Raw genomic sequence first — 24,693 nt, forward strand, 5'->3', positions numbered from 1 at the left:
GGACGGACTTTTTGCTAAATCACCTGAGTTGATGTTGGCAGTCTCATCACCGATTGGCGCAAAGTTGAAGAAAGGTGCTTGGGGCCAGCCCACCTTCCACTGCGCATGGCTCATTTTAGCAAGTGACGCAGGATCTCTTTGTCTTCTTCATCCAAAACGTCAGGTATTCCACGCAGAATCAGATTTGAAAAATCCTCGTCAGGAATCATGGTGGTCAGCACGTAGAGCCTGGTGGAACCCGTATTTTGCACGACATGCGCGGTTTGTGGAGGCACGAGCACGTGCGCTCCAGGCGCTAAATCAATGTCGGTGTCTCCAATTCGGGCCTTGCCTTTCCCGAATAAAACGTAAAAGTGTTCGATCGCCTGCTGATGTTCGTTGACGGGTGTAGCGCCGTCTACATCAAAAATTTCGATACACATCATGAACGGGAGCGGCGCTTGCGTAGAATCACAGATGAGCGCAAATTTATTGCTGTCCTTCTCCGATATTTTATAGACAGGATAGTCTTCTAATCCTCCGAATATTGGCTTGTCGATGGTCTGTGTCATAGAACTTCTCTCCTTACGAGCAATTATCGTCTTTTCCCATTCACAAATGCTTCGGATGTCGTTACGAATCCATAGCATTGTTTCACATTGTAGATGGTCGCGTCCCGGCAATAGGCAGGGGAAGTTGTGGCAGAGCAGTCCGTCAGCAGAATGCAGTCATAGCCTAAGAAATTGGCGTCCTGCAAAGTGGCCATCACACATTGATCCATATTCACGCCAGCAAAAAGCAAGCTGGTGATGCCCAAGTTGCGCAGGATGCTGTCCAACGGTGTATCCCAAAATCCACTCATCCTAAACTTGTCAACGAAGATATCGCGGTTGTCCACCGATAAACCGTCGACAATCGCGGCGCCCCACCCGCCCTTTTCCAGTACTGGCGATCCGTTTGCAGGCAGAGGGTCTCCGAGGCCGATGGACTTTCCATCTGGATTGTATACGTGGAGTGTCGATGGGCTTACATTCAATTTGTCCACTCGATTTCCCCAATTGACCCAGATGACGGGTATCTCGCGATTGCGCGCGAAGGTCAATAACGGATTCAACGGCCCGATGGGCTCCCTTGCAGCGTCGATAGGGACGCCTATCGTGTCCAACCACCCTCCTTTGGCGCAAAAATCATTTTGCATATCGATGATGACAACAGCGCTCGTGCGTAGATTCATTGTCAAGTCTTGTGGATGCGCGGCAAACGCCCATGCTTCACGTGGTATATCACGGCATAAGTTCACCTCGTTCCGCGAAACCCGCCACGAATTGTTCGGTTGACCTAATTGGATCAAATAACCACATCCATGTTAGTTTTATTTACGTTAAAGTGATTTTGAAAGTGTAATTTGATTCTATTTCATCAGATCTCACTTCGTCAATGTGATTAAATATCACTTATTTTGATTTTTTTCAGCGTTTTTCATGCTGGATCGGAATTTTGTGTTATTGATATTGACATGAATTTTGCGCATATGCATAATGAGACTGTGCTTAAGATTCAGACGCTTGAAAAAATGAACGAGGTGTTTAGGGGGATCCCAATGACAGCAGCAAAATATTGGTGGGGATGTATGCCAGAACGAGTGTCGGAACGATTTCTGGGGAGGTATTCGACGACAGAGATCACGCAGATGGCGGATGACGGAGGCGTGGTGCTGATTCCGCTAGGCGCAACCGAACAACATGGCCCTCACTTGCCACTTTTTACAGACACTTTGATTGTACAAAGCCTTGTTGCAGGTGTTCTGGCAGATCTACCTGAAAATCACCCTTTCTATTTTATCTATCCGCTTGCTTACAGTTACAGTATGGAACACATCGATTTTCCTGGAACGATATCACTCAGTGCAGAAACGACAATGAAACTTTTAATGGACGTCGCTGACGCTCTGGCCAAAAGTGGATTTCGCAAAATCGTGTTTTTGAATGGTCATGGTGGCAACGTTGGTTTGTTGCATGTGGTCGCCAGAGAGATTCGCATTAAAACGGGCATATCTCCATTTGTCATCAGTGGTGGTTCTCTGATGGAGAAGGGAATGTTTGACGAGGTAGAGTCGCGACACGGGATTCATGCTGGGGCGTACGAAACGGCGTTGCTACAGTCTTTGATTCCGAATTGGGTCGACACTGCATTGTCGGAAGCTGAATATCCGGCATTCGTCAAACGGGAAGGGCAATTATCCATTGAAGGTTCTTTTGCAGTCGCTTGGAAGACAAAAGATTTAAGTGCTTCCGGCGTCATAGGCGATCCAAATCAAGCGACACCAGAGATGGGTGGTCACCTGTTTTCGGCCATGGTGGCGAAATTGGCGGACGTGCTGATGGAAATTGCTCAATTTGATGCGGTTGAAGAGGGGGAAGTCCATGAATTGCGAGTGGAAGGATAAACTGTTGTCTGCTTTGCCGAGTCAATCGGTTTTTATCGATGAGCGTTCACTCGAAAAATATTCAAAGGATTACTACTATTTCTCCCCGGTTCTGTTGCGGGAATTGGAAGCCTGCTTGGCAGAATGTATTGTTCGCCCGCAGACAGAGGCGGAGTTAGACACAGTGTTGTCCATCTGTGCAGCGTATGCTGTCCCCATTACCGTACGTGGCAGCGGGACAGGGAACTACGGCCAAGCAATTCCTTTATCCGGCGGCGTCGTGCTCGATATGTCGGCGATGAATCAGGTGTTGCGCCTAGAAGGGGATTTGATCACGGTTCAATCTGGGATTCGCATGGGTAAAATGGAGCAGTTTTCCCGGCAGCACGGTTTTGAACTGCGCGTATATCCCAGCACGTTTCAAAAGGCGACGATTGGTGGATTTATCAGTGGAGGTTCAGGCGGCATTGGTTCCATCACCTGGGGAACGATTTGGGATGGATTGGTGCACAGCATCAAAGTGAAGACTGTGGAGAAAGTGCCGCGGACATTGACCATTCAGGGCGAAGCGTTGCTTCCCTATATCCACAACTATGGTACAGCGGGCATCATCACGGAATTGTCTATCTTTCTTAGTCCAAAAAATGAGTGGGAACAATGGGCCATCACATTTGACGAGTTTTCCAAGGCGCTGTGTTTTGGCATGACTTTGGCGGAAATTCCGGCCATCACCAAGCGGTTGTTGTCCATTCACGAATGGCCGCTGCCAGCATCCTTCACGCCGCTGCACTTGCCAAAGGATAAAGCGGTCTGCCTATTGGAGATTGCGTCCAGCGATTCAGCGCTGATTTACGAATTGGCCGAACAATGGGGCGGCGAGATCGCGCTGCAAACGCCTGCTGAACAGTATCACCGTGGTGTTGGGGTCTCGGATTTTACATGGAACCACACGACGTTGTGGGCGATGAAAGAAAATCCAGCAGTCACCTATTTGCAAACGCGATTTTCCACAGATGATTGTCTGACGCAAATCGAAAAATTGCAGGCAGATTTTCCGGAACTGACGATGCATATTGAGTTGATGCGCAATCATGGCCAACTGACGGTGAGTGGACTTCCGGTTTTTGTGTTTTCCACCGATGAACATCTGCGGCGCTTGATAGAAGCGTGTGAAGCCATTGGGGTCTCGGTTGCCAGCCCGCATACTTGGCGGTTGGAATTTGGCGGAAGGTCGCCTGAACTGCGCAAGTTAATCAAGCTCAAGCAGGAGAATGATCCACAAGGGCTTTTGAATCCACACAAGCTGGTATACGAGACAAGAGACGCAGAGCGCGTCGTGTAGTATGCGCGATGCGACTGCAAAACCGAATCGGGAAAATGAGCGTCAATCGGCGGATCGCGGACAGTACGCGTACTGATGCTCAATTAAATGGTCAAGTATAGAGGCGCAATTCTACGGGGAGGTGCAGTGCGTGGCTATCAACGTTTCAGAGGTCAGTTCAATGATCGGTCAAAGAGTAGCTGTTTCCTTGCGCGATGTGAGCAAGCAGTACACCGGGGGAACTTGGGCTTTACAGGGTGTGAACATGACAGTGCGGGAAGGGGAGTTTATTTCATTGCTCGGTCCTTCTGGCTGCGGCAAGTCTACGGTATTGCGCACTGTGGCTGGTTTGCAAACAGCAACTGCTGGCAGTGTTGAGATTCTCGGCTCCAGCGTGAACGCCATCAAGGAGCGACCTGGAGAGATCGCTTTTGTGTTTCAAGAACCGACGCTGATGCCGTGGCGTTCGGTGTTGGCCAATGTCGGCCTGCCGCTGGAACTGATGGGTGTGCCGCGAGTCGAACGACGGGAACGTTCCTTGCAAATGTTGGAGATGGTCGGTTTGCAATCAGTTGCCAACAAGTTGCCGCGCCAATTGTCAGGCGGCATGAAAATGCGCGTTTCCATCGCGCGTGCGCTGGTGTCCAAACCAAAACTACTCATGCTTGACGAGCCTTTTGCCGCTTTGGACGAAATCACCCGTCAAAGATTGCACGAAGAGCTGTTGAAATTATGGGAACGTTTCGGTATGACGGTATTGTTCGTCACACATAACGTATTTGAGGCAGTTTACCTGTCTTCGCGTGTCATCGTCATGCAATCCAATCCTGGTCGGATCCGTACGGAGTTAAAAGTTTCCGCTGCGTATCCCAGAAAACGCGACATGCTCAGTGACTCGGAATTTTCGTCCACCATTGCCCAAGCGATAAAACTGCTTGAGGAATAGGCTGCGATCACGATGCGCCCACACACCGACAGAACCACGAGTTTCCTAGGTGCTAGAGCGCATCGCGGCTGGAGCGGCATCAAGGTAACATGTTGATTTTCAGCGCAGAAATGGAGGCGAGTCGCCATGCGATTATCAGTACAAGCCCGATTGGGGCGGATGTCCCCCCCTTTGCTGGTGTTCATCATCTTTGTGATATTGTGGCAGTTGGTTTGCCAGCTTTGTAAGATTCCCTCCTATTTGGTGCCCACGCCGATTGAAGTGGTGCAAGCAGGTGTGCAAAATGCGCGTGATTTGTGGAATGCCATTTGGATCACCTTCGAAAGCGCCTTTCTTGGGTTTGCCCTGAGCATTGCCGTCGGCGTGATTTCCGCATTCATCATGTCACAGGCCAAGTGGATTGAGCGAAGCCTTTATCCATACGCCATATTGCTGCAAACCATCCCAATTGTCGCTGTGGCGCCGCTTATCATCATTTGGGTGGGATCTGGGATGACGGCAATTGTAGTCATTTCTTTTCTGGTGGCTGTCTTCCCAATCATCTCAAATACAAACTTTGGTTTTTTGTCTACTGATTCCAATTTGGTCAGCCTGGTCAAGATGTACAACAACTCAAGATGGACGATGACGAGAAAAGTGCGTTTTCCCAGTGCGCTGCCGCAAATGTTTGCCGGATTAAAAATATCAGCGGGCCTGTCTGTTATTGGGGCCATTGTCGGCCAGTTCATCGCTGGCGTCGGTGGCGGAAGCGGCGGGATTGGCTATCTCATTACCGAGACTGCTGCAAACCTACAGATGGCCTACCTGTTTGCGGCAGCCATCGCCAGTTCGCTTCTTGGGATATTCAATTTTGGACTCGTCAATGCCGTAACAACGATTTTCATTGGGAAATGGCACGAATCAGCCATTGCAACAGAATAAAGGCTCGGGGGGGCATTGAATTGAAAAAACGAACATCTGTCTTTGGTTGCTTTGTGTCGGCGACGTTGCTGCTGGCTGTAGCAGGGTGTGGAACAAACAGCGGTGGCAGTCAGTCTCAAAGTCAAGGCAATACAACATCGCAGAGCAGTGGCACGAAAGCCATCTCCAGCAAAACGACACAGTCGGTTTCCCAGGTGATGAACTGGTATGCGCAGCCAGAGCAAGGGGGGCAGTGGGATGCCCAGCAAGAAAATCTGTACCAAAAGGCAGGCTTACAGATGACCACAAAGCAAGGTGGTCCGCAAGTCTCAACCATACCTTTGGTCGCCGCAGGCAAGTACACATTTGGCATGGCGAGCGCGGACTCCATTTTGCTGGCTAGAGCGCAGGGCATCCCCATTGTCGCTATCTTTGCGCCGCTGCAAGAGGATCCACAGGTGCTGATTTGGCATAGCTCCGCAGCCATCAAAAGCTTTGCCGACATGAATGGACATCCCGTTTATGTATCCGCGGCCAGTCCGTATTGGGCGTATATCAAGAGCAAATACAAGTTGAACGATGCAAAACAGATGACGTACACAGGTTCGCTGGTCAATTTCGTCCATTCAAACGATGCGGTGATTCAAGGGTATGTGACGCAGGAACCCTATGTGTTGAAACAGGAGCACGTACCTGTCAAGTATGAATTGGTGGCGGATTCTGGGTTCAATCCCTATCAAAATGTGATGTTCACGACAGAACAGGAGATCAAAGCACATCCTGATGTGGTGAAAGCATTTGTCAAAGCGTCGCAGGAGGGCTGGCAGGACTTTTTGCAGTCGCCGTCAGCGACCGACAATGAGATTCACAAACTGAACTCGGATTTGTCAATCAATGAGATGGACTATTCGGTGAAGACGGAAAAACCGCTTGTGACTGGCGGGGATGCCAAACAGCATGGGATTGGCTATATGTCGGAAGCGAACTGGACGAAGTTAGAGAAGCAGATGAAGCAAACGGGATTGCTCAAATCGGATGTGAATGTCAATAGCGCCTTTACAGATCAATTCTTGCCTCAACAGTAACAGTTCAGATGACCGCCGCGATGCAGTTCGCACTGGTTAGGTGGATATAAGCAAAAGGAGAGGGAGAGCATGGCCCGGTTTGCAGAGGTGGAGTTCCAAGAACATGTGCCTTGCGCAATGCGCGATGGCATCATTTTGCAGGCAGATATTTATCGTCCGCAGACGGATGTGACCTTGCCAGTGCTGCTCATGCGTCAACCCTATGGCAAGTCGATTGCCTCGACGGTGACCTATGCGCACCCCAGTTGGTATGCCAGGCAAGGCTTCATCGTGGTGATACAGGATGTGCGCGGCCGCGGCGGATCCGAAGGTATTTTCGATCCGTTTGTGCAAGAGTTGACCGATGGCTATGACGCGGTTGAATGGGCTGCAAAGTTGCCTGGCAGCAATGGCCGTGTAGGGATGTACGGTTTTTCCTATCAGGGGTACACCCAATGGGCCGCGGCTGCGGCGCGGCCGCCGCACTTGACGGCCATCGCGCCGGCGATGAGCGCCGCAGATCTGTATCGCGGTTGGTTTTATCCTACGGGGCGTTTCTCGCTTGGCGGCACGTTGCCTTGGGCCGCGCAACTGGCAAGAGACGAAGCGCGCCGCAAAGACTTGCCTGCTGTAGAAGCGCAGATGTCCGCCATCATGAAGAACCCGCGCGCATTTATCGATCACCTGCCGCAGAATGACATCTCTGTGCTCAAGACACTCGCGCCTTATTATCAGGAGTGGGTGGAGCACTGTGAAGATGACGACTACTGGGCCAAGCGAAATTTGTTGCCGATATTGCTTGAACAATGTGTGCCTACCTATCATATCGCTGGCTGGTTTGATCCCTATTTGCAGGGCACGTTACAGACATACGCGCGGCTCGAAGAACAGGCTGCCGCACATCGCCACCGATTGTTGGTTGGCCCTTGGGGACATATCCCATGGGGAAGATATGTGGCTGAACAAGATTACGGCGTGGCGGCGGCTGGGCGTGTGGACACTGAGATGGTGAAATGGTTCAATCATTGGCTGCGTGACGCTGATGAGCTTGAAGCGGCTTCACCAGTCCGTTACTTCGTGCTTGGCCGAAATCAGTGGGCAGAAGCTGATACTTGGTCAACAGCTGTGCACCAAGGTGTGTCAACTTGGTACTTGCAGTCGCATGCGGCGCCCGCCAACGGCGCGCTCGGCGGCGGGCGCTTGTGCCTTGAGCCAGTTGAGACAGAAGATGTGGCCACAGATGTGTTCGTGTATGACGCTCGGCTGCCGATGGAATGTGATTCTTTTCTGCCTGTGAGCCGACAGCGATTGCAGGATCGGTATGAAATCTTGGTCTATACCAGCGAAAAATGCCAGGATATTCTTTACATCGCCGGGGCACCGAGTTTGTCTGCCTGGGTGGACGCTGTGAACGCGCCGACGGATTTGGTCGCCATTCTTTCCGTAGTTGGCCGCGATGGCCGCGCGACGTTTTTATCGATTGGGCGTTGTCAGATCGACGCGAAGCAGGACGAAACCACATGGAGGGAGGTTTTGATTGAGATGCGACCGGTTTGCATCGAGATCGCCAAAGGAGAATCCATTCGGCTCGAACTGACCGGAAGCGCGTATCCGCTCATGTCTCGCCATCCCAATGGCATGGATGAAACGGGCATTCCGTTTGTGGGGGCGGAAAAACTGAACATCGCAACGGTTGCGGTGGCATGTGGCGCAAAGTGTCCTTCAAAATTGGTTTTACCTTTGGGACGATGGGGGGCGTCTGTATGAAGTCAGATCTGGATGAAGGAACGATTTTCTCGCTTTCCACTGTATTTGTCCTGCAGCGCGCAAGACTGCTCGGCTTGTCTGGTCTTTATGATGTACACGTCGCCGACAGCACAATTGTTTCGATCCGCCCGACCTTATCTTTGGAAGAGCCTGTTGCTACAACGCCACTTTTGCAAATCGGATTATCGGAAGCGGGCCGACGGTCTGTATCGTCCGCTGATTTGCAAGGTCGTTTGCTGATACCTAGTTTTGTCGACATACATACACACCTCGACAAGGCTTTGACATTGTCTTATACGGAGAATCCATCTGGAACGCTTGCGGGCGCAATTGAAGCGTTCGCAGCGCATGAAGATGGAATCACCGAAGAGGATATATACGAGCGAACAATTCAGACGGCTTTGATGGCTGTACAGCACGGCACGACGTTGCTCCGCACACACTTAAATTACGGGCGCAATGGCGGGATGTTTGCCAAAAGCGTCAGTGGTATCACAGCGGCCAAGCGCGTTTTGCGAGATGTCATTGACATCCAGTTGGTGTTGATGTGCCCGTTAGAAGCGCAGGCAAGTGTGGAAAGCATTTTGGCTGAAAAAGCTCGTTTTTTGACAGCGCTTGGCGGCGCATCCCATCTGTCCGCCCATCCGAGGGAGAATTTGCAGTGGATTGTCGGGCTTGCGCGCAAGATGGATCTATCGATTGACATGCATGTGGATGAAACGTTAAACCCGGCGATGCGTAATATTTTGGATTTGGTAGAATTGGCGCCGACAGATGACTTCGCCCTTCCGACCATCGCAGGGCACTGTGTTTCACTTGGCGCGATACCACACGCAGAGGTGGAAGAGGTTTGCAAACGGGTGGCTGAGCGCAAGATTGGGGTGGTCACTTTACCCGGTTCAAATCTCTTTTTGCAGGCGAGGCAGGATACACAAGATGTGCGCCGCGGCGTGACGAGTATTCAGGCGCTTGTCAGATGCGGGGCGCAAGTCGCTGCTGCATCAGATAACATTCAGGACGTCTTTCATCCATTTGGTCGGGGTGATCTACTAGACGCTGCGCAATTGTCCGCATATTTGGCACACTTTCAGCCCGCGGAGGCAGAACAGGCGCTGCGTATGGTCAGTAGTGTGCCAGGATACTTGGCAACAGGGCGCGAGCATGAAATCGAGGTGGGGAATATCGCAGACATGGTCGTTTTGGATTGTCCGAGTGCGTTGTCCGCACTCCAAACACTCTCTCCGGGCAGATGGACATTTAAGCGAGGTAGACTTGTCTCCATTTTGCAACAGACAAAGCAGTTTCAGATAGAAAATGGCATCAAATTAGGGGTGTAATTCAAAACACAAGAAAGGAATTCGCATGTCCTTTTGATGGAAGACGCTTGTGAGGTAGACGCCATCCACTGAAGGGCATTGTGAATTCCTTTTATCTGTGATTGTTCATCAATATCAGTAAGCCATCTCTAGCGTTGCCCAGCCTTGCTGCGAAAGACCAATGTCCCCCAGATGAGCGCGCCTAGTATGATGAGTAAACACCATCCCATCGCCCACCATACGTGATTGTGCATGGGGGTGTCGGTCAACAGAGCGCGGATGGTCTCAATGACGGGCGTGATGGGCTGGTTGTTGGCCACTCCGCGCAACCAGACGGGCATGGTGTTCGTCGGCACGAAGGCGCTGGAGAGGTAGGGCAAGAACAACAAGGCAAACCCGTAGCCGCTGGCGGCGGACGGACTCCCCGCAACTAAGCCGATGGCTGCATAGAGCCAGGTGAACGCTAGAATGAACAGGATGATGACGCCGAAGGCGCCAAGCCACTCAACAAATCCGGCATGTGGCCGGAATCCCACCAGCAGCGCCACGCCAATGACAACGCCTGTGGCCACTAGGTTGCGGGCCAAACTTGCGACGACATGCCCCGTGATGACATTCATGCTGCGAATGGGCATGGTGCGAAAGCGGTCAATGATGCCGTTGGTCATATCATCCGCGACGTCCACTGCTGTGCTCGACGCCCCGTATCCAGCACACAACAGTATGATGCCCGGAACTACATAGTTCACATAGTCACCGTTTGGATCAAGTGCGCCGCCAAACACATAGGTGAATAACAGCATCAGCATCACCGGGAGCATGATGGCCATCGTCAGTGCTTCCGTATTGCGCAAGCTGTGACGGATGCTGCGGCCAATGAAGACGCTGCTGGTTACAGAGAATGATGTCGTTTTAGTTGGTGCAGTCGGTGTCATCATCATGATGAGGATACCTCCATTTTTGTCGTGGTCAACGCAAGGAACACATCATCCAGGCTCGGCCTGCGAATGTTCACTTTCGTTCCTGCTGGAGCCGTTTTGGCCAAGTTTTCTAGTGCCTTTCTTATCCCATGGATACTGCCGTCGGTCGGGATTTCTCGGACGATCTCGTCTTTTTCATTGCGAAGCTCAACCACCTCATTGCCGACGCGCGATTTGAGTTCTTCTGCCGTTCCCTGTGCCGCGATACGACCGTTGGTGATGACGGCGATGGTGTCGGCCAGTTGATCCGCCTCTTCTAAATATTGAGTGGTCAGAAAAATCGTCACCCCTTGCGCGGCCAGTTGGAGGATGTTGCTCCATAGCGCTCGCCTGCTGTGTGTGTCCAAACCCGTCGTCGGCTCGTCGAGAAACAGGACGGGGCGGTAGACCACCATGCTGATGGCGAGATCCAGTCGTCGACGCATGCCTCCTGAATATGTCTTTACCCGCTTGTGGGCTGCTGTGACGAGATCGAAATACTGAAGGAGCTCGTTCGCCCTTTCCCGAGCTGCCTTCCCGGACAGGCCTTGGAGCCTGCCCATCATGCGCAGGTTTTCCTCGGCGGTCAATGTCTCGTCGACGGCTGCAAATTGACCTGTCAGACTGATGGAACGCCGCACGCCGTCCTTTTCAGCGACGACATCGTATCCCGCAACTCGCACCGACCCTGTGTCAGGCGCTACGAGTGTGGAAAGGATGTGGATGAGTGTGGTCTTGCCAGCGCCGTTTGGGCCCAACAAGGCAAAAACGGATCCGGTTGGCACGGACAAGTTGATGCCATCGAGTACCACTTGTTTGCCAAAGCGCTTTTGTAGACCGGAAATTTCAATGGCTGGTGTGGTCATGGAGAACGCTCCTTTTTGTGTATGATATAAACAGTGTGTTGCGTACACAGTATATTGCGTATACAGTTTAAATGCAACACTAAAATGAGAGAGTATATTTACAGCGACACCACGAGCCAAACAGGAGGGCCTTTATTTCATGGATGAAGAAATTGGAGCGGCGCTGCCAAGCGGTGTAGCCATCAGTTGGGGATTGGTCAAACCATCGCAGCGTGGCCCGAAGCGTGAATTGAGCATTCAACAAATCGTTCAAGCTGCCATCGCCATCGCGGACAAGGAAGGGATTTCTGCCGTCTCCATGGGCAGGGTTGCAGCATCGCTCGGTTTTACCACCATGTCGCTTTATCGCTATATACCAAGCAAAGATGACTTGTTGTTGCTCATGCAGGATGCAGTGTGCGATGTCCCGATTCCAGTGGAGGAGGCAGGGGCAGATTGGCGTGAAAGCATGCGTGAATACGTTCAGGTCACGATTCAGCTTTTGCGTGCCCACGCTTGGTTTGGCGATATTCCCGTTTCAGGCGTCCCCATGACGCCAAACCATTTACGCTTTGTGGATTGGGCGCTTCGAACGACGCGTGTGCTCCCCCTGAATGACTACGAGAAGATGTCTGTCGTCTTACTGTTGAGCAGTTACGCGCGTTCGTGCGGTATTCTCATGCGGGATATGGACCGAGCCATACAGGCGGGATCGACTCCTGGGGCATTTAGTGGTCTCGATTATAGTGCGGCTTTGAAACAATTGGTTTCGCCGGAACAGTTCCCTAATTTGTATCCAGTGATTATGTCAGGCGTTTACACAGAAGAAAACGCGGAACAGAGTCCGGTTGGGAACGACTTCGACTTCGGACTAGAACGAATTCTCGACGGCATTGAGCGCTACGTCGCTTCGAAGAAGAAGGCGGACAATGGCGAGTGAAGACCACGGCTTTTCTACATTGCGCATCTAGGGGCGCTGTTACGCCCCTTCGCCAACTTCCTCTGTCGAGTTGTCTGCCGGGCGAAAATGAAACAGGACCATCCCGGCCAAAAGCAACATAGCGGCGGCGATGACACTGGCAAATATCAAAATGCCATGGTATAAGCCGATCCATTCGGCGACGAACCCAAGGCCGAGCACTGGCAGACAGATGCCGAGATAGCCGATGGCATAGTAACTGGACACCACATCTGCGCGGCTTTGCGGCGGCGCAAGTTCACTGGCCATCGCCAAGGTGGCTGCAGCGACTGGGCCATGTCCCACGCCTGCCAGCATGGTGCTGATGAGTAAAAGCCATAGTTGCTGTCCAGAGATGGAGATGATGACGCCGAGAATGCCGAGCATCAACAGCGTGAAACCAATGATGATGGACGTTCTCGCTGTCAATCGTTTCAGTGTGATTTGTGCCAAGGTTGAGCAACAGAACATGAGACTCACAATGGCTCCGGAGATAGCCAAGTTGTGAATGCCGACCAGTGTTGTCACGTACGAAGGCGCGATCACCATAAAGAACCCAGCAACAGCCCATGCCACTACGCCGCCAAAACAGGTGATAAGAAATGAGCGTCGGATGGACTTTGGCACGTTGGGCAGATGTAACCGACGTGATTTTGTCACTTGACGCACAGTCTCCGGCATCATCGCCACACCTACCAGTGCGGGGATGAGCAACATCAGGTGGATGGCGTACGGCAGGCGGATCGGCCATGGTGCGTATTGGGCGAGCAGACCAGCGTATAGCGGGCCTGTTGCGATGCCGACGGCGATGGAGATGGAAGCGACCAAAGTCGCGATTTTGCGATGCGCCGGGCGAAGTTCAGCCATTGTCGCGATGGCGGGGCCGTTCCAAATGCCGACGCAAAGCCCTTGCACAGCGCGCGAGACGAGCAACGTGCCTGTGTGATGAGCGGAGATAAACGATACAGAGCCAATGGCAGAGACGAGAATGCCGAGCAATAACAGCTTCTTGCGTCCCAGGCTATCTGACAATTGGCCGAAGACCAAGCTAGACGGAACGAGCACAATGGCGTACATTGCGAACAGCAAGGTGGTCATACCAGAGGAGAAGTTCCACATTTCTCCGTAAAGCCCGTACAGTGGAGAGGGAATATTGGTTCCCATCATAATAACCACCATCGTATAGGAAATGATCCAAAATGGCGCAGCTGCTTGTATCTTCATTGCGCACCTCCAAATTATTTGTAATAAAATAAATTACAGTTATGCGGATAAAATGAAACAAACCGACATGCGTGGGGCCATCTACATGAAGAACTGTGAAATGCCACCAATCGGGATATCGCATGCACCAAAGCGCCAACTTTATTTTGCGGGAAGGTGTCAACTCTTTCTGTCTTAATATAAATGTAATAAAATACATTACATTTATGAGCTGAAAAGACTGCTAAAGCGACTCATTGTGTACACGTTGGAGCACATCGGCAATCGTATAATGCTGGAAGTGTGCTTCAAGTTGTTTCTCCCCAGTTGCGAAAATGTCATCCATGGCCCGCTCGATGTGGGCGCCGATGGGGCAACTTGGGTTTGCATCTGGCCATTTTGGCTTCAATGTTCCCTCTGAAGTCAAGGTGTACAGTTCAGCGAGCGTAATTGACGCGGGGTCACGCGTTAAATAAAATCCCCCTTTTGCCCCCTCCTTAGATTGAATGTAACCACCTTTGCGCAAAGTGGATAATACTTTTCGGATGCGAACAGGATGAATAGAGACGCTGTTGGCGATGTTGTCACTCGTGCGCAGCCGCTCGGGCGTATAGGCAAGTAACACCAAGCTGTGTACAGCCACGACAAAATCACTGTTCATCTCAAATCACCTCCGCTAAATGAAATATTACAAATTACAGTTTGTTTGTCAACTGATTTGGAAGAGCTAAACGAGAATCAAGTATACTAAATACAGCGGCGATGCCGGAGACACAAGCGGATTACATGTAGAGAGAGGAGAAAGACCATGACGGACTATTTAAATTCCACTTTCTTGTTACGCAACCAAACCGCTGTTTTCCTATACGAGAATTTTGCCAAGGACATGCCTATCATTGATTATCACTGCCATTTAAGCCCAAAACAAATCTACGAAAACCATCACTTTCAGAACATCACGGAGATATGGTTGGGTGGGGATCACTACAAATGGCGCGTCATGCGGGCAAATGGCGTCGATGAGTCATACATCACAGGTGATGCCAGCGATTATGACAAGTTTGTGGCTTGGGCAAAGACAGTGCCCATGACACTGGGCAATCCGCTGTATCAGTGGTCGCACCTTGAATTACAGCGGTTCTTTGACATCAAGACTTTGCTGAATGAAAACACCGCACACGAAATCTGGGAAAAGACGAATCAACTGTTGAATGGGGAAGGATTCGGAGCGCGAGATCTGATCACAAAATCGAATGTCCAAGTCATTTGCACGACGGATGACCCTGCGGATTCGCTGGAATATCACATGAAATTGCAGGCGGACAAAGACTTCGGCGTCAAAGTGGTTCCTGCGTTCCGTCCAGATAAAGCGCTTGAAATTCGGCGCGATACGTTCGGCCCATGGTTAAAGCAACTGGAACAAGCGGTGGGCAAGGAGATTTCCAGCTACAGCGATTTGTTGCAAGCGCTTCAATCCAGAGCGGAGTTCTTCCATCAAATCGGTTGTCGCGTGTCCGATCACGCCTTGGACATCGTTCCCTTCGAAGAGGCTACGTTCGATGAAGTATCCGATATTTTTGCCAAGGCATTGCGCGGCGAGGTGTTGACGACACTCGAAGAACACAAGCACAAAACATGCACGATGCTCTTTTTGGGGAAACTGTACGCCCGTCTTGGCTGGGTGATGCAACTGCACATGCATGCTGCGCGAAACAACAATACCCGCATGTTTCGTCGTTTAGGGCCGGATACAGGCTTCGATTCGATGAACGACGGCCAACTCGCAGAGGCGCTTTGCGCGTTGCTGAACACGTTGGATGAGGAGAATTTGTTGCCCAAAACCATCTTGTACTCACTCAATCCAAAAGATTATCCGGTGATGGCGGCGTTGATGGGAAGCTTCCAAGGAGATGGCGTACCAGGAAAACTTCAACTCGGTGCTGCATGGTGGTACAACGATACGCTGGACGGCATGCTAGAACAAATGAAGACGTTGGCCAATATCGGCCTCTTAAGCCGTTTCGTCGGCATGCTGACCGACTCGAGAAGTTTCTTGTCTTATACCCGGCATGAGTATTTCCGCCGCCTATTATGCAACTTGTTGGGCGAGTGGGTCGAAAACGGTGAGGCGCCGGACGATAAGGAACTGCTTGGAAAAATTGTTCGCGGGATTTGTTATGAAAACGCGCAGGCATACTTTTCATTCGGTTGAATTTGGTTGAGTAGAAATCAAAGGTCTACGGCGGAGCCATACGCATGCGAGAAGTTCGCGTATGGCTCTTTTTGCGTCCCTTCCTCAGCGCCTTGCCCCATCCAACTGGATGTGTGCTGGAGAATTGGTGTATCATGAACATGTCTTGTGAATGAAAGCTGATATTCGCCAAGCGTATACAATAAATCGGATGGTTGATCACAGGGGTTTTGACTGAATGGCTTTGCCTTCAAAGGAAGAAAAAGAACGATATGTCCGTGAGATGTTTAATGGAATTGCGCACAAGTACGATTTCATGAACACGCTCATGAGTTTTGGCATGCATCAATCGTGGCGACGGTATGCCATCAAACGTGCACGAATTGCACCGGGCATGCACGCCCTGGATGCTTGTTGTGGAACGGCTGATTTTACCTTGGAAATTGCCAGGACCGTTGGCCCGTCGGGGCGGGTGACCGGCTTGGACTTTTCTGAAGAGATGTTAGCTGTCGGACAGAATAAGGTCCGCAATTCCGATGTGCGCATGCAGATTACCTTAATGCAGGGAAATGTACTCCAACTGCCGTTTGAAGACAATCGCTTTGATGCGGTCACGGTCGGGTGGGGGTTGCGGAACGTGCCGGATATCGACGTGGCCCTGCAAGAACTGTATCGGGTTGTGAAACCGGGTGGATGGGTCGTCTCTCTCGACATGGGGAAACCTTCAGCGCCCATCTTCAAACAGGGTTACTGGTTGTATTTCAATTGGCTTGTCCCGATGCTCGGCAAGATCACAGCAGGGCGTAAACGGGCATACCAATATTTGCACGATTCGTCTCGCGCGTTTGATTCTCAGCGGCAGTTGGTACAGCGCTTTGCGCGGCTTGGCTTTAAAAATGCAACCTATCACAACCTCATGGGTGGGGTTGTCGCTGTCGTTGAAGGACAAAAACCGTAAACCTGTGCAGGAGAGATGGTCCAAGGGGTGTCTCAACAACAACCCTACGGAAGTTTGTGACACCCCTTGCTTTCAAATATAGGAGAGTTACGCTAAAAATGAGCTTGCCGCCCTTTTGTCATGCCAATGCCGTGTTTTTTCTTGAGAACATTCTATCAATCGTCGTGACACCCACAACCACAGGCGTCTTCCACACCTCTGGCTTCCTGGATGGTTTCTAAGCCCTCCTTGACCACAAAGTACACGAGCGCCAATGCCGCCAATGAATCAATCCACCACCAACCAAGGAGGGCGGTGAGCACGACACCACCAAGCACAGTCCAGGCCATATAGGCGCATACAATGCTGCAGGCTCCATCTGCACGTAAGGCCTTGCTGCCAATCTCTGAACCGATTCGTTTTTTCGCCCTTGACAAGTAGGGCATGATGAGACCTGCAGCGATGGATAGCCCGATGCCGGTAAAACTGGTTTCTGCGCCTTGATGAGTCACTAACTTATAGATTGAAGCGATCACGATGTAGACAGCCAACAACAATAGTGCAATCCCGACGACCCAGGAGGATGCTTTTTCCGCTCGTCTGACACGTTCTAGGTCAGTGCTTCTCATTTCAACAGACAATCGCCAGAGCAAGACAAACCCAGCAATCAGTTCGATGATGCTATCTGCGCCAAACGCGACGAGGGACAAGGCGTGGGCAATCACGCCGGAGCCGATGGCGACGCCAGCCTCAATGACCATCCATACAATTGATATCGTTTCTATGCCGATCCCTTTTTTGACCGAGGCCATATGTGTACTTGCAGCCATTTGCCCAATCCTCTCATTGTTTATCCAATTTGATATACATGCACACGGCACATCATCCAGTCATGGGGATGTGTGACCATCCGTACGCGCCTTATCAGAAGCCGCAGGCGCGTTGATGTGTGTTGTGTGATCAATCGCCATTTGTAACAATCCCATGACATGGTCGTGGTCGTGGCGGTAATAGATGGTATTGCCTTCTCTGCGATTCTTGACCAATCGCAAATTGCGCAAATAGCGCAGTTGGTGTGATACGGCTGACTGCGTCATGCCAAGCATAGCGGCCAAGTCACAGACACAGAGTTCGCGTTTGGACAGGTGATGCAGCATGCGAATTCTTGTTGGATCCGCCAGTGCTTTGAATGTTTCGGACAAATGTTCGACAATGGTGCTTTCCAATGGTTCGTCACGTTCGCTTAACGCGTCAATATGGACTACGTTGCAGCATGCATCATGTTCGTCTTGCGCCATATTGTCACCACCTATATGAGTAATTGTTCATATGCTCATGATTTCATTATACTCAAGCTTTGGTGAGATGCCACTATGATTTTTGTGGTTCGTGACTGACTTAAGGTGCGGCAAGATAACTGGTGAATTTATTTTGTATATAGCGGGGAATAGACCAACTCTGTGTCCGTCATTAGATATTCGTGACACCGCAACAGATTTGTTTGGAAAACAGCGGGAATGCGATTGGCGTCATAAGCGCACACCAAAGTTAACCCCAGCTCTAGGATTGCAGCATCAGCCATGGCTTCTAAATGAATCAAATTTTGCAACATGCCATCCTGTTCTTTCCACGTGACATGATTCCATATACGAATCGGTCCCCATTTGAGCACAGACCGCATAATACACTTTAGAAATTTATTCGCGATATGTTGTGTGTCGAAGTGGTCTGCTCCGTAGGCGAGCTGGTTATCAAGAAAATGGGCGTATTCGTATTTTTCGGTCGAGAGTAACGTTTTAAGTTTCTCTTTGACGATTGAGATTAAACTTGCATTCTCCACAATCCATAGTTGGTAGCCGCATTCAACGCCATCTGTGATAAATCTCACCAGATTTTCAGTGTATAGATTCACGTTGTCATAGAAGTACAACGCATGTCCTTGGAATAAACCGCGCGGTTCTGATCTCTGGGCATGTTGTTGATACGGAAATGACAAAAGGGCAGGCATGTAAGTGAGTGCCGTATGGACGCCGATCAACCGATTGTCATTATCCCACAAGGGTTCACCGCGCACCAAATACGGACGCAAACTGCCGTCACGAGGAAACACAATGATCTTTTCCAGAGGTACACCTTGCAATAAAACCTGTTTCTTTAGAAAAATCAAATCCGCAACCCCAGTGTTAGTTGCCAACTCGTCATCTCGGTGGCCAAGTATATCTTGGACATCACAATACGGATGGAAAACCCAGGTGTATTTCAAATCGAGATCACATTGAGCATATATTGTATGGGATTCATGATGAAGCGGTTCCATATGAGATGCTTGAAAGTGATCAACAAAAAAAATCTGTGGATGTATCCCCAGTGTGTGGGCAATATTCTCTGCGACATTCATGCTGGGATCACGCGTTCCATTTTCGATCTGAGCATAGAATCCCCTGTCGATAAAAGAGTGGATTGCCACCGTTTCTTGCGTGAGCCCTCTAGAAATACGTAATTGTTTTAACCATTCTCTCTTCTTCAATATTTTCACTCCCAAATATATGAGTGTAGCAGGAAAAATAAGAGGCATAGTGGCAAATTGACGCATAAAAATACTTGATTTTTCGGTTGTTTTAATTTTGAATCCGGTTTCAAATCTAACCAGGGATAAACGTAATGATGGATAACGTGATATGTAAAGTTCCGATATTCGGAGTGTATTTAAAGTGAAATTTGTCTCTTGTGAGCTGTCATTTTTGCTTTATGCAGAGAGAAGATGAAGAGATGGAGATTTACAATGTGGCAAAATGACACTTTATATGTCAGATAACCTTATTTTATTATAATTTTAGTTCGACAAGGCTTTTGCGGATGTTTAGGTGAATTCTTTTAAGGTAAATACAGTATGAACCTTGGACATGGGGGCAACTGTCATGAAGTCACATAAACGGATCAAACAAGTGAAAGTAGCCCACCAATCCAGGGTGGATTCATTCTATATGGAGAAATGGACGATTGACTTAGTCCGAGGTGAGTTACACTGTTCAGCAGGAATATATCAGCTGTTCGATACATATCGAAGCGAATCTCGAGAAGTGCCTGGGTTACTTGTGGAATGGGTGCATCCTGAAGATAAAAGTCTCGTTGAAATGCTCTGGAACCAAATCCTGCATGGAAATCGAGTGGTCAAGTGCTTTACTTGCCGAATTTTACAGGGACATCAATTGAAATTTTTCCAATATCACATGCGATATCAGTATGACGAGCATGGAGTGGTAGTGGGCATTGAGGGAACTGTTCGCGATGTGACAGATGTGATGACGCGAGATAATCGCTTCAAACTGTTGAAATCAAACCAGTTCGTGGATTGGAACACTGAAGCGATTGTCATTGTCGACAGGGATCACAATGTGACTCGATGCAGTTCGAAGGCGGAGCGATTGTTTGGCTGGACAAAACGAGAATTGTTGATTCATCAGGCGCCTTTTCTTCAAGGAAAAGATTTTATCATCGAGATGAGTAAGACGTTGCTGCAAAGTGGCGGAGTCATCTGTCTCGATGCCAGTCATTTGCGCAAAAATGGGACGACCATTGACGTAAATATATGTATGTCCGTGTTGCGAGATGCAAACCACGAAATCATCGGCGTTGTTTACCTGTACAAAGAGAATAAAGCGCCAACTGCAATTTCAGATTGGGTATTGGCCAACGATGGAGGATTTAGTGAGTTCGTTCTGAATTCTTCAGACGTATTTGTCTTTTTATCGCATGATTGCAGCATCCAATATATTAGTCCTGCAGTGCAAAACGTGCTCGGATATCAAAAAAACGCACTGCTGAACACCGATTTCTTAGATCTGATTCATCCAAAGGATAAAAAGACGTTTCAGTTGTGCATTGAACGTGTTGGAGAGGGCATCGAAAAGGTGACCAAAGAAATGAAGATCCAACACCATGACCATCATTGGAGAATCTGTCAAACAAAATTTAAATTTCCACAAGCGGGATCAGGACTTGATGGAATCGTGATCAATTTCCATGATGCAACAGAGAAAAAAGAGGCTGAAGAACTCGTTCATTATGTTACCCGGCATGATCACCTCACACACTTGCCCAACCAAAAGACGTTTAAAAACCGACTTGCACAACAAATTGCCGAAATGCCACGAAATTCTGTATTGGCCGTAATGACACTCTGTCTGCGTCAATTCAAGGATATACACCACACGTTTGGGGCTTCCATTAGCGAAGAATTGCTTTTTACAGTGGCGAATCATATTCGTGGTCATATCCCTTCAGAATATCTTGTCGCACGTGCGAGTGACGATGAATTTTCGATTATGATCCGCCCATTTGCGGGTAAAGACAATGTTTTTGCGTTAGCGGGAGAAATTGTCCAATCTTTTGAACCGTCATTTTCCATAAATCAATACCATCTCTTTGTGCCAATTAACATTGGCATCAGCTTTTATCCAGACGACGGAGTAAATGCCGAAACGCTGATACGAAATGCCGATCTTGCGTTGCACAGAGCGAAGCAACGCGGGTACAACACGTTGCAAGCCTATACGTCTAGACTGGATATGGGCACATGCAGAAATTTTGCACTGGCAAATGGCATGGGGCGAGCATTAAAAAATAGCGAATTTGCTCTCCATTATCAACCGCGCGTAGATACCATTACGGGGAAAATGATCGCTGCGGAAGCGCTCATTCGCTGGGCGCACCCGCAGTGGGGGTTCGTTTCTCCGGCTGAGTTTATTCCGATTGCGGAAAGCAGTGGTCTGATTGTGCCGATTGGGGAATGGGTGTTGCGTGAAGCCTGTAGTCAATTGCGTAAGTGGAGGGAAGCTGGACTTCCTGAGATAAAAGTTTCTGTGAATATCTCTGTGAAACAGTTTTTGACCCATGATTTTGTAGACACAGTGCAATATATTTTGAGGCAGTTTCAAATTGATCCGCTGTTCATCGAATTCGAAATCACGGAAACAGCTATTCTTCCGGATGATCCGGCGATTGCCGAAGCCATTAAGCAATTCAGAGACATGGGCATCTCCATATATTTTGATGATTTTGGAACAGGGTATTCTTCGTTAAGTTGGCTGCAGAGACTCGATTTGGATGGTATCAAGTTAGATAAATCTTTTGTGGATCACATTCCACATAACTGGGCGCCCACACAAATTGTTGCATCCGTGATTCAACTCGCCCATCGCTTGAATATCACGGTCGTAGCCGAAGGCGTGGAAACGGAACAGCAACTGGCTTATTTAAAAGAAAATGAGTGTGACGAATTTCAAGGTTATTTATACAGTAGGGCTTTACCTGCCTCTGCGTTTGAGGAATTGCTTTGGATGGAGGGGCGCGGGCAAGCGACAAAAATCAATCTCGACGGTTGGCGCTAGCAAGTCGGGCGTCGCACGAGTTAAAAATGCTGGAAAACTGTTTTCAAACGGCGGTTTTTTCCTGAAAAAGGTAAAAGACGTGGAACTAAAGAACTTGCAAAAGCAGCTTGATGCGCACATTCAGGATTACAATATCAAAGTGCAGTGGGCAAAACAGGGCTCATCTAGTGAGAAATTAAACGTTTCAGCAGTTCCGTCGAAGACGGCGGTCACGCCGAACCCAAGCGAAATGGCGCTTGATGATAGGGGCATTGCAACCGCCATGCTTTTGAGATTGCAGGTTGGCTGCGAAAAAATGGGTACTATCCTGAGGAAGAAGCGACCAGCACCTATCTGCAGGCTCTTGCTCAGACGTATGACGCCGTTCCCGTTCCGGCTGGTGTGCATTAACCAGCAGAACCACGAAATTTGTCAGTCAATCAAGGTATTGTGGCTGGCATTGTCCTAAGGTATCGCATGATTCTTAGGATAGCTCAAAGCGATACAGGAAGGTGTAAGAGTCACCCTCCTGTATCGCTTTCTTGTAAGTAGCTATCTGAGCATGTTCTTTCCACTTATTATGTCCGACGCATGTAAGCACGGACCGTGAGCGGTGCAAAAATGACCACGATGACCGCCGCGCCAATCAGGGAAATCACGAGATCACTGCCAACTGTGCCATTGTTGACAAGATCGCGGACCGCCGTGACAAGATGTGAAAGGGGATTGACTTTCACGAACCATTGCAGCCAATGCGGCATGGTGTTGACCGGTACGAATGCATTTGAGAGAAAGGTCAGCGGGAACAAGATGATCATCGAAATGCCTTGTACACTCGACGCCGTGCGTGCGATCACGCCAAAGAAAGCGAAGATCCAACTCATCGCCCAGGAGCAGACAATCACGAGCACAGCGGCGATGGCTACGTGACCAATGCCGCCGTTGGGCCGATAGCCAATGATGTACCCCATCACAAAAGTGAGCACCGTCGCGATGGTATAACGAACGGTATCGGCGAGCAGCGCGCCAGCCAACGGAGAAATGCGCGCGATGGGCAGCGACTTGAACCGATCAAACACACCTTTGTCCATGTCTTCTCTCAATTGAACGCCGGTGACGACAGATGTTGTGATGACGGTTTGCACAAGGATACCAGGAATGATAACAGGGAGATAACTCTGTACGTTTCCAGAGATGGCTCCGCCAAAGATGTAAGTAAACATCAGTGTAAAAATGATTGGCTGAAGCGTCACGTCGAACAATTGCTCTGGGGTCCGCCGAATCTTCAGCAGACCGCGGTAGGCCATTGTGAACGAGTTGCGTATTGAATGACCTAAGCTCGCATGATTTTTCAGTTCGCGCTTGGCTGCAGGGGTGATGGGCAGATTGTTCATGCTCGAGTGACCTCCGTTTCTTTCGCGTCATCAGCTTCGCCTTCTGTCACACCGTGCCCTGTGATGGTCAGAAAGACTTCGTCGAGGCTCGGTTTTTGCACACTGATCTCCGCTAATTCGATTCCTTTGTCGCGCAAGGTGACGAGTAAATCGGTGACCCGATTGGGATTCGCCATTGGCGCCGTGATCTTTCCGACAGTCGGTGACACAACTGGCTGGACGGCAAGAACTTGTGCAACCACATGCTTGGCGCGTTCAATGTCTGGCGGATGCTGAACCTGCAATTGCAGCGAAGAGGTGCCAATGGACGCTTTCAATTCATCGACCGTACCTTCTGCAATGACCCGTCCGCGGTCGATGACTGCGATGCGGTCGGCCAGTTGATCTGCCTCATCGAGGTACTGCGTCGTCAACAGCACGGTTGATCCGGTTTGCACCAACCGACGAATGGTGTCCCACATTTGCGCACGCGTTCTCGGATCCAATCCGGTCGTCGGTTCGTCCAAGAAGATGAGTGGCGGCTGTGCAATGAGGCTGGCTGCCAAATCCAGTCGTCGGCGCATGCCGCCGGAAAACTTTTTCAGCGGGCGTTTTGCGGCCTCTGTCAAACTGAATTCCTCCAATAATTCCGCGGCTTTGCGACGGGCTTCTGCACGTCCCATGCCGAGCAGACGGGAAAAGATAATGAGGTTCTCAGTGGCGCTGAGTGTCTCGTCGACGGAAGCATATTGACCGGTCACGCCAATCAATTGCCGCACAATTTGCGGTTCTTTCATCACGTCGTGTCCGAAGATCCGAGCTGAACCTGCGTCAGGCCGCAGTAGGGTGGCCAGCATGCGGATGGTGGTGGTCTTGCCTGCCCCATTGGGGCCAAGCACGCCGTAGATGGTCCCTGCTTGCACCTTCAGGTCTACACCATCAACAGCCCGGTTGTCGCCAAATACTTTGACGAGCCCGTGCGCTTCGACGGCCCAATCTCCATTGTCCAGCAGCGGTTTATTACCGTTTGTTCGATTCATGGTGATGCCTCCTCACAGAGTTGAACATAGTGGAATAATAAAGCAAGTTTATGAACTGAATATGAACGACGCGTCGGGCGGGATCGAAAGGTTGTAAACG

Annotated in this window: 23 protein-coding genes; 12 read left to right on the top strand and 11 right to left on the bottom strand. The window is 50.0% G+C overall.

Annotation, left to right across the window (positions count from 1 at the left end; translation table 11 throughout):
• Positions 1–110 precede the first annotated feature (110 nt).
• Together ACFSB2_RS25190 and ACFSB2_RS25195 are read right to left on the bottom strand one after the other, a co-directional pair.
• Positions 111–551 (bottom strand): cupin domain-containing protein, encoded by a 441-nt coding sequence (locus ACFSB2_RS25190; RefSeq protein ID WP_377945904.1) that lies wholly within the window; start codon positions 549–551, stop codon positions 111–113.
• 23 nt (positions 552–574) lie between these two features.
• Complete coding sequence (locus ACFSB2_RS25195; protein ID WP_377945906.1) at positions 575–1,330, bottom strand: cysteine hydrolase family protein; 756 nt, start codon at positions 1,328–1,330, stop codon at positions 575–577.
• A gap of 249 nt (positions 1,331–1,579) precedes the next feature.
• Between ACFSB2_RS25195 and ACFSB2_RS25200 the strand changes: the two genes are divergently transcribed.
• From ACFSB2_RS25200 to ACFSB2_RS25230, 7 genes are all read left to right on the top strand, one after another.
• Complete coding sequence (locus ACFSB2_RS25200) at positions 1,580–2,425, top strand: creatininase family protein (RefSeq protein WP_377945907.1); 846 nt, start codon at positions 1,580–1,582, stop codon at positions 2,423–2,425.
• The gene (locus ACFSB2_RS25205; RefSeq protein WP_377945908.1) at positions 2,403–3,746 is read left to right on the top strand and encodes an FAD-binding oxidoreductase; all 1,344 of its coding nucleotides are present in this window, start codon (positions 2,403–2,405) and stop codon (positions 3,744–3,746) included. The genes ACFSB2_RS25200 and ACFSB2_RS25205 overlap by 23 nt, the downstream gene beginning before the upstream one ends.
• 130 nt (positions 3,747–3,876) lie before the next feature.
• The gene (locus ACFSB2_RS25210) at positions 3,877–4,671 is read left to right on the top strand and encodes an ABC transporter ATP-binding protein (RefSeq protein ID WP_377945909.1); all 795 of its coding nucleotides are present in this window, start codon (positions 3,877–3,879) and stop codon (positions 4,669–4,671) included.
• 126 nt (positions 4,672–4,797) lie between these two features.
• Positions 4,798–5,592, top strand: coding sequence for an ABC transporter permease (locus ACFSB2_RS25215; RefSeq protein ID WP_377945910.1), 795 nt, complete (start codon positions 4,798–4,800; stop codon positions 5,590–5,592).
• 20 nt (positions 5,593–5,612) lie between these two features.
• Positions 5,613–6,656, top strand: coding sequence for an ABC transporter substrate-binding protein (locus ACFSB2_RS25220; RefSeq protein ID WP_377945911.1), 1,044 nt, complete (start codon positions 5,613–5,615; stop codon positions 6,654–6,656).
• 69 nt (positions 6,657–6,725) lie between these two features.
• Entirely contained in the window at positions 6,726–8,402 is a 1,677-nt protein-coding gene (locus ACFSB2_RS25225) for a CocE/NonD family hydrolase (protein ID WP_377945912.1), read from the top strand.
• Positions 8,399–9,739: an amidohydrolase family protein gene (locus ACFSB2_RS25230; RefSeq protein ID WP_377945914.1), complete on the top strand. Its 1,341-nt coding sequence runs from the start codon at positions 8,399–8,401 to the stop codon at positions 9,737–9,739. The genes ACFSB2_RS25225 and ACFSB2_RS25230 overlap by 4 nt, the downstream gene beginning before the upstream one ends.
• A gap of 128 nt (positions 9,740–9,867) precedes the next feature.
• Here the strand turns inward: ACFSB2_RS25230 and ACFSB2_RS25235 are convergent, their stop codons facing one another.
• Complete coding sequence (locus ACFSB2_RS25235) at positions 9,868–10,656, bottom strand: ABC transporter permease (protein WP_377946019.1); 789 nt, start codon at positions 10,654–10,656, stop codon at positions 9,868–9,870.
• Positions 10,656–11,543 (bottom strand): ATP-binding cassette domain-containing protein, encoded by an 888-nt coding sequence (locus tag ACFSB2_RS25240; protein ID WP_377945915.1) that lies wholly within the window; start codon positions 11,541–11,543, stop codon positions 10,656–10,658. Before ACFSB2_RS25240 ends, ACFSB2_RS25235 begins: the two co-directional genes overlap by 1 nt.
• Before the next feature lie 139 nt (positions 11,544–11,682).
• On the opposite strand from ACFSB2_RS25240, the gene ACFSB2_RS25245 reads away from it, so the two are divergent.
• On the top strand, positions 11,683–12,462 hold the full coding sequence (locus ACFSB2_RS25245) for a TetR/AcrR family transcriptional regulator (RefSeq protein WP_377945917.1): 780 nt from the start codon (positions 11,683–11,685) through the stop codon (positions 12,460–12,462).
• A 39-nt stretch (positions 12,463–12,501) separates the two neighbouring features.
• Here the strand turns inward: ACFSB2_RS25245 and ACFSB2_RS25250 are convergent, their stop codons facing one another.
• The gene (locus ACFSB2_RS25250) at positions 12,502–13,704 is read right to left on the bottom strand and encodes an MFS transporter (protein ID WP_377945918.1); all 1,203 of its coding nucleotides are present in this window, start codon (positions 13,702–13,704) and stop codon (positions 12,502–12,504) included.
• A 223-nt stretch (positions 13,705–13,927) separates the two neighbouring features.
• Complete coding sequence (locus tag ACFSB2_RS25255) at positions 13,928–14,344, bottom strand: RrF2 family transcriptional regulator (RefSeq protein ID WP_377945919.1); 417 nt, start codon at positions 14,342–14,344, stop codon at positions 13,928–13,930.
• Between the two features lie 147 nt (positions 14,345–14,491).
• On the opposite strand from ACFSB2_RS25255, the gene uxaC reads away from it, so the two are divergent.
• Together uxaC and ACFSB2_RS25265 are read left to right on the top strand one after the other, a co-directional pair.
• The gene (uxaC, locus tag ACFSB2_RS25260; RefSeq protein ID WP_377945920.1) at positions 14,492–15,895 is read left to right on the top strand and encodes a glucuronate isomerase; all 1,404 of its coding nucleotides are present in this window, start codon (positions 14,492–14,494) and stop codon (positions 15,893–15,895) included.
• Positions 15,896–16,112: 217 nt separating this feature from the next.
• Positions 16,113–16,832 (top strand): demethylmenaquinone methyltransferase, encoded by a 720-nt coding sequence (locus ACFSB2_RS25265; protein WP_377945921.1) that lies wholly within the window; start codon positions 16,113–16,115, stop codon positions 16,830–16,832.
• A gap of 155 nt (positions 16,833–16,987) precedes the next feature.
• Here ACFSB2_RS25265 and ACFSB2_RS25270 read toward each other — a convergent pair whose 3' ends face one another.
• The 3 genes from ACFSB2_RS25270 to ACFSB2_RS25280 all read right to left on the bottom strand — a co-directional run bounded on the left by ACFSB2_RS25270 (position 16,988) and on the right by ACFSB2_RS25280 (position 19,338).
• Positions 16,988–17,641 (bottom strand): cation diffusion facilitator family transporter, encoded by a 654-nt coding sequence (locus ACFSB2_RS25270; protein ID WP_377945922.1) that lies wholly within the window; start codon positions 17,639–17,641, stop codon positions 16,988–16,990.
• Between the two features lie 60 nt (positions 17,642–17,701).
• The gene (locus ACFSB2_RS25275; RefSeq protein ID WP_377945923.1) at positions 17,702–18,109 is read right to left on the bottom strand and encodes an ArsR/SmtB family transcription factor; all 408 of its coding nucleotides are present in this window, start codon (positions 18,107–18,109) and stop codon (positions 17,702–17,704) included.
• A gap of 128 nt (positions 18,110–18,237) precedes the next feature.
• Positions 18,238–19,338: an MEDS domain-containing protein gene (locus tag ACFSB2_RS25280; protein WP_377945925.1), complete on the bottom strand. Its 1,101-nt coding sequence runs from the start codon at positions 19,336–19,338 to the stop codon at positions 18,238–18,240.
• Positions 19,339–19,729: 391 nt separating this feature from the next.
• Here ACFSB2_RS25280 and ACFSB2_RS25285 point away from each other — a divergent pair, with 391 nt between their 5' ends.
• Both ACFSB2_RS25285 and ACFSB2_RS25290 read left to right on the top strand, forming a co-directional pair.
• Positions 19,730–22,201, top strand: a complete 2,472-nt coding sequence (locus ACFSB2_RS25285; RefSeq protein WP_377945926.1) for an EAL domain-containing protein — start codon at positions 19,730–19,732, stop codon at positions 22,199–22,201.
• Positions 22,202–22,280: 79 nt separating this feature from the next.
• Positions 22,281–22,649 (top strand): hypothetical protein, encoded by a 369-nt coding sequence (locus tag ACFSB2_RS25290; protein WP_377945927.1) that lies wholly within the window; start codon positions 22,281–22,283, stop codon positions 22,647–22,649.
• A gap of 109 nt (positions 22,650–22,758) precedes the next feature.
• Here the strand turns inward: ACFSB2_RS25290 and ACFSB2_RS25295 are convergent, their stop codons facing one another.
• Together ACFSB2_RS25295 and ACFSB2_RS25300 are read right to left on the bottom strand one after the other, a co-directional pair.
• A complete protein-coding gene (locus ACFSB2_RS25295; protein WP_377945928.1) occupies positions 22,759–23,574 on the bottom strand; it encodes an ABC transporter permease in 816 nt (271 codons plus the stop codon).
• Complete coding sequence (locus tag ACFSB2_RS25300; RefSeq protein WP_377945930.1) at positions 23,571–24,593, bottom strand: ATP-binding cassette domain-containing protein; 1,023 nt, start codon at positions 24,591–24,593, stop codon at positions 23,571–23,573. The genes ACFSB2_RS25295 and ACFSB2_RS25300 overlap by 4 nt, the downstream gene beginning before the upstream one ends.
• Positions 24,594–24,693: the final 100 nt, after the last annotated feature.

The organism is Alicyclobacillus fodiniaquatilis, from assembly GCF_042678105.1.
GTDB lineage: Bacteria > Bacillota > Bacilli > Alicyclobacillales > Alicyclobacillaceae > Alicyclobacillus > Alicyclobacillus fodiniaquatilis.

What these genes read in the sequence shown, in the direction of transcription:
- ACFSB2_RS25230 (WP_377945914.1), top strand. Translation starts at nt 8,399, where the DNA reads ATGAAGTCAGATCTGGATGAAGGAACGATTTTCTCGCTTTCCACTGTA.
- ACFSB2_RS25225 (WP_377945912.1), top strand. Translation starts at nt 6,726, where the DNA reads ATGGCCCGGTTTGCAGAGGTGGAGTTCCAAGAACATGTGCCTTGCGCA.
- ACFSB2_RS25190 (WP_377945904.1), bottom strand. Translation starts at nt 551, where the DNA reads ATGACACAGACCATCGACAAGCCAATATTCGGAGGATTAGAAGACTAT.
- ACFSB2_RS25255 (WP_377945919.1), bottom strand. Translation starts at nt 14,344, where the DNA reads ATGAACAGTGATTTTGTCGTGGCTGTACACAGCTTGGTGTTACTTGCC.
- ACFSB2_RS25245 (WP_377945917.1), top strand. Translation starts at nt 11,683, where the DNA reads ATGGATGAAGAAATTGGAGCGGCGCTGCCAAGCGGTGTAGCCATCAGT.
- ACFSB2_RS25205 (WP_377945908.1), top strand. Translation starts at nt 2,403, where the DNA reads ATGAATTGCGAGTGGAAGGATAAACTGTTGTCTGCTTTGCCGAGTCAA.
- ACFSB2_RS25285 (WP_377945926.1), top strand. Translation starts at nt 19,730, where the DNA reads ATGAAGTCACATAAACGGATCAAACAAGTGAAAGTAGCCCACCAATCC.
- ACFSB2_RS25265 (WP_377945921.1), top strand. Translation starts at nt 16,113, where the DNA reads ATGGCTTTGCCTTCAAAGGAAGAAAAAGAACGATATGTCCGTGAGATG.
- ACFSB2_RS25295 (WP_377945928.1), bottom strand. Translation starts at nt 23,574, where the DNA reads ATGAACAATCTGCCCATCACCCCTGCAGCCAAGCGCGAACTGAAAAAT.
- ACFSB2_RS25240 (WP_377945915.1), bottom strand. Translation starts at nt 11,543, where the DNA reads ATGACCACACCAGCCATTGAAATTTCCGGTCTACAAAAGCGCTTTGGC.
- ACFSB2_RS25235 (WP_377946019.1), bottom strand. Translation starts at nt 10,656, where the DNA reads ATGATGACACCGACTGCACCAACTAAAACGACATCATTCTCTGTAACC.
- ACFSB2_RS25215 (WP_377945910.1), top strand. Translation starts at nt 4,798, where the DNA reads ATGCGATTATCAGTACAAGCCCGATTGGGGCGGATGTCCCCCCCTTTG.
- uxaC (WP_377945920.1), top strand. Translation starts at nt 14,492, where the DNA reads ATGACGGACTATTTAAATTCCACTTTCTTGTTACGCAACCAAACCGCT.
- ACFSB2_RS25300 (WP_377945930.1), bottom strand. Translation starts at nt 24,593, where the DNA reads ATGAATCGAACAAACGGTAATAAACCGCTGCTGGACAATGGAGATTGG.
- ACFSB2_RS25270 (WP_377945922.1), bottom strand. Translation starts at nt 17,641, where the DNA reads ATGGCTGCAAGTACACATATGGCCTCGGTCAAAAAAGGGATCGGCATA.
- ACFSB2_RS25200 (WP_377945907.1), top strand. Translation starts at nt 1,580, where the DNA reads ATGACAGCAGCAAAATATTGGTGGGGATGTATGCCAGAACGAGTGTCG.
- ACFSB2_RS25275 (WP_377945923.1), bottom strand. Translation starts at nt 18,109, where the DNA reads ATGGCGCAAGACGAACATGATGCATGCTGCAACGTAGTCCATATTGAC.
- ACFSB2_RS25250 (WP_377945918.1), bottom strand. Translation starts at nt 13,704, where the DNA reads ATGAAGATACAAGCAGCTGCGCCATTTTGGATCATTTCCTATACGATG.